This window comes from Velocimicrobium porci, assembly GCF_009696045.1.
Taxonomy (GTDB): domain Bacteria; phylum Bacillota; class Clostridia; order Lachnospirales; family Lachnospiraceae; genus Velocimicrobium; species Velocimicrobium porci.
On sequence record NZ_VUMT01000050.1, the window covers coordinates 1 to 4,024 of the forward strand.

3 protein-coding genes are annotated in these 4,024 nt (G+C 35.2%); all 3 read right to left on the bottom strand.

Going from position 1 to position 4,024, the window contains the following annotated elements:
- Positions 1 to 6 precede the first annotated feature (6 nt).
- Positions 7 to 597 (bottom strand): pyridoxal 5'-phosphate synthase glutaminase subunit PdxT, encoded by a 591-nt coding sequence (pdxT, locus tag FYJ58_RS14390; RefSeq protein ID WP_154520370.1) that lies wholly within the window; start codon positions 595 to 597, stop codon positions 7 to 9.
- 1 nt (position 598) lies between these two features.
- A complete protein-coding gene (pdxS, locus tag FYJ58_RS14395) occupies positions 599 to 1,474 on the bottom strand; it encodes a pyridoxal 5'-phosphate synthase lyase subunit PdxS (RefSeq protein WP_154520371.1) in 876 nt (291 codons plus the stop codon).
- Positions 1,475 to 1,602: 128 nt separating this feature from the next.
- Positions 1,603 to 3,657, bottom strand: a complete 2,055-nt coding sequence (locus tag FYJ58_RS14400) for a methyl-accepting chemotaxis protein (RefSeq protein WP_154520372.1) — start codon at positions 3,655 to 3,657, stop codon at positions 1,603 to 1,605.
- Between the last annotated feature and the right edge of the window lie 367 nt (positions 3,658 to 4,024).

Below are 4,024 nucleotides of genomic sequence, written 5' to 3' on the forward strand. Positions count from 1 at the left end.
TATTATTTATATCTTGTTAATGAACTTATTTCTCTTTTTTATTATTTCAAGAAAATATTCATGAACGCTTGTATTTCCTGTAAGTTCAGGATGAAATGCTGTTGCAAGCTGGTTTTCGTACTGTACTGCAACAATGTGACGTTCTACAGTTGCAAGAACTTTTACTCCGTCTTTTACTTCTTTTACATAAGGAGCTCTTATAAATTCCATTGGAATTACACCGATATTTTCCATCTTTTGTTCTGTTCGAAAGCTTCCAAGCTGTCTTCCATAAGCATTTCTTTTTACGATTACCGGAAGTGTTCCAAAATGAACTGTTTTGCTATCTTCAATCTGTGATGCAAGAAGTATCATTCCTGCGCAAGTTCCAAATACAGGAATCTTATTTTCTATTTTTTCTTTTAACACATCAAAGATTTCAAGCTCTTTTATTAACTTTCCCATTACAGTGCTTTCTCCTCCGGGTAGTATGATACCATCGCAATCTCTTTCAATATCTTGTCTTTTTCGAATTTCAAACGATTCCACAGAAAGCTTTTCTAATATATTTGCATGCTCTTTAAATGCTCCTTGTACTGCCAATATTCCTATTCTCATACTATTTTCCTCGTTCTGCCATTATTAATTGTATCTCTTGTTCATTAATTCCAACCATAGCCTCACCTAAGTCTTCTGATAATCGTGCAAGCATTTCTTTATCTTCATAATTCGTAACTGCCTTTACGATTGCCTCGGCACGTTTTTTAGGATTGCCGGACTTAAATATTCCAGAACCTACAAAGACGCCTTCCGCGCCCAGTTGCATCATTAGTGCAGCATCCGCCGGTGTCGCAACACCTCCTGCGGCAAAATTAACAACTGGCAGACGACCATTTTCATGTACATATTTCACCAACTCATAAGGCACTTGTAACTGTTTTGCAGCCTCAAATAATTCGTCTTCTCTCATAGAAATCAATTTTCTAATTTCCTGATTCATCTTTCTCATATGCCGAACCGCCTGTACAACATCTCCTGTCCCCGGTTCTCCTTTTGTTCGAATCATTGCCGCCCCTTCGCTAATTCTTCTTAATGCTTCTCCTAAGTCCTTTGCTCCACATACAAATGGTACTTTAAATTGGGTTTTATCAATATGAAATACATCATCTGCAGGTGATAACACTTCACTTTCATCAATATAATCAATTTCAATTGCCTCAAGTATCTGTGCCTCCACAAAATGTCCGATTCTGCATTTTGCCATAACTGGAATAGATACCGCTTCTTGAATTCCTTTAATCATTTTCGGGTCACTCATTCTTGACACTCCACCAGCTGCTCTGATATCTGCCGGAATTCTTTCTAATGCCATAACCGCACATGCACCTGCCTCTTCTGCAATTCTTGCCTGCTCTGGTGTTGTTACATCCATAATAACTCCGCCTTTTAACATCTGTGCCAATTCTTTATTTAGTTGATAACGATTTTCTTCCATAACTTTCTCCTCACTTATAATATGTTTTTTGTTGTAGTTAAATCATATTATAAGCAAAACTGGCATTGTTACAATATCCAGTTCGGTATATTGTAACAATGCCAGTTTTTTAATTGCTCCTGTTTAACTTATAATTTAAAATTACTAACTACTTCATTTAATTCAAGTGAAATGTCAGCCTGATGTTCCGACATTTTTGATACACTTTCAATTATATCTGATGCTTTGTTAACTGCATCCATTACGTGTATGCTATTTTGAGCTGTATTCTGAGACGAAACCGCTATATTCTCAATTGCCTGACTTACTTCATTTACAATTATTTCAATATCCTTTGTCATTTTAGCAATTTGAGTTGAGATTTCCTCAATCTGTTCCGCATCACTGCCATATTGCTGAGCTACTTCCAAAAATTCTTTGTAGTCTGGAGCTACTGTTTCTGATACAAATGCAAGCATTTCCTTTGAATCATTTGTTAAACCGCTAAAGGATTCCTGGACCTTTGTAATTGTATCTTTTATCTGATTTACTGTGGAAGAAGTGTCATTTGCCAATTTGCCGATTTCACTAGCAACTACTGCAAATCCCTTTCCCTGTTCACCTGCTCTTGCAGCTTCTATCGAAGCATTCAGGGACAACAAATTAATCTGCTCTGCAATACTCGAAATCACTTCTGCCAATTCTCCAATCGAATCTACAATTTTTGCATTTTCTATACTTTGATAAAGGTTAGTTTCATATATCTTCGTTAATTCATCGGCACGTTGACAGGAATTATTACTCTTTTCCTCAATTCTCTTTGCACGCTTCTTAATCTCATCAACCATTTTCGTACTCTGAACGGTTTCTTCTGTTAACAGATTAATCGATGCATTTGCCTCTTCCACCGACGCATTAACTTCTTCCGTTGCTGCGCTGTTCGATAACATATCCTCATTTACATCTCTCATAATCTGTTCAACACTGTCAAACTGAGATTTTAATTCGCCTGAAGAAACACTCAACTGGTTGCTTTCTTTATCTAAACTTTCTGCATGATTCGATATTTTTTGAATGACTGTTTTATTATTCGAATACATCGTATTTAAAGAATTCCCCATGACACCAAGCTCATCCGCGGAGCGAACCTGTAATTCTTCTATCGTAAAATCACCGGCTGAAAGCGAAATTGCAAACTGTTGGACATTTTTTATCTGTTTTGAAATTTTTTGTACTTGCCATAAAATAACAAATGTGCAAACAGCAAGCCCCGCAACTGCAATTGCAATTAAAAACCGTATCGCTCTCGTTATTGACCCTCTTAATTCATCCTTTTGAATCTGAAGTAATATTGTCCATCCTAATTTTTCCCAATTACTGTAATACACAACATATTCTTTTCCATCCTCTGTATATGTTCCATTCCCATCCTTTTTTTCAATTGCTGCTTTTCCCAACTCTGCGAGAGAGGCATTGGAATCTTCCTGAATAGAAGTTTTCATAATTTTACTGCTGTCTTTACAACTTAAATATTGTCCTTCTCTATTAAGAAGCATTGCAGAACCTGTTGTTCCTATTTTTACCTGATTTACACTTTCCTGAATCTGAGTCAGTTCAATATCAACAGTAACAACACCTATAAACTTTCCAGTTTCGGTCTTCATCGGTGAAACACAAGTTGCCATAACCGTATCTAAAGTTTCATCATAATAAGGGTCTGTTATAAATGCCAGCTTCTCACATTCTTTTCCTTTTATGTAGTAATCTTGGCTGAAATAATCATAATCACTGTTACTATAGTCATAAGTTACTGCATTTTTATCTCCATCTTTATACACATATGGTCCTATATATTTTTCCTTTTTATTATATACATAAGGCTCGAACCATAAACCACTTCCTAATACCATGTCATTATCGCTAATCATACTGTCGAGCATTTTTTCATATTGTTTTAAGCTTGTCGTTTTATAACTATTAGACACAGTCTTGGCCAGTGTTCCTGCCATCCACTCCACAGTAGAAAATTGCTCTGACATCTGTGTTTTTTCTGCCAGCATTTCCGTATTCATTTTTTCTTGTACTTGTTCATTTATAACTCGATCAATACTAATCAGAGTTAATACTACGAATGCACCCATAACAAGAATAATCGTTGGAATTAAAACGCATAACATTTTTGTACTTATTTTTTTCATTTTCATAACAATTCCTCCATATCTTATGTGTCGTCTATCTCCCTGTCTTGCTTGGCAAAAGACAATTTTTACGTTATTGTCAATTTTTCATATTTTCAGCCAATATTTCTTTTTTTCTGAAACTGTAACTATTTTCTGACTTTATTATACAATCTATTTTCTTTCCTATCAATCCCCATTTTTTTTGTTTTTTGTCTGTATTTTGTTCTTTTCTAATTTTTTTCTTGACATATCTTATTATATATCATATAATCCCATCTTTGACAGTTAACAAAAGACAAAACAGCCGCAAAGCCTGTGTTCATAGGCTCTGTGGCTGTTTGCTCGTTTGCATCGATATGTACTATATTTTTGTTTTTGTGCTATTTATCTT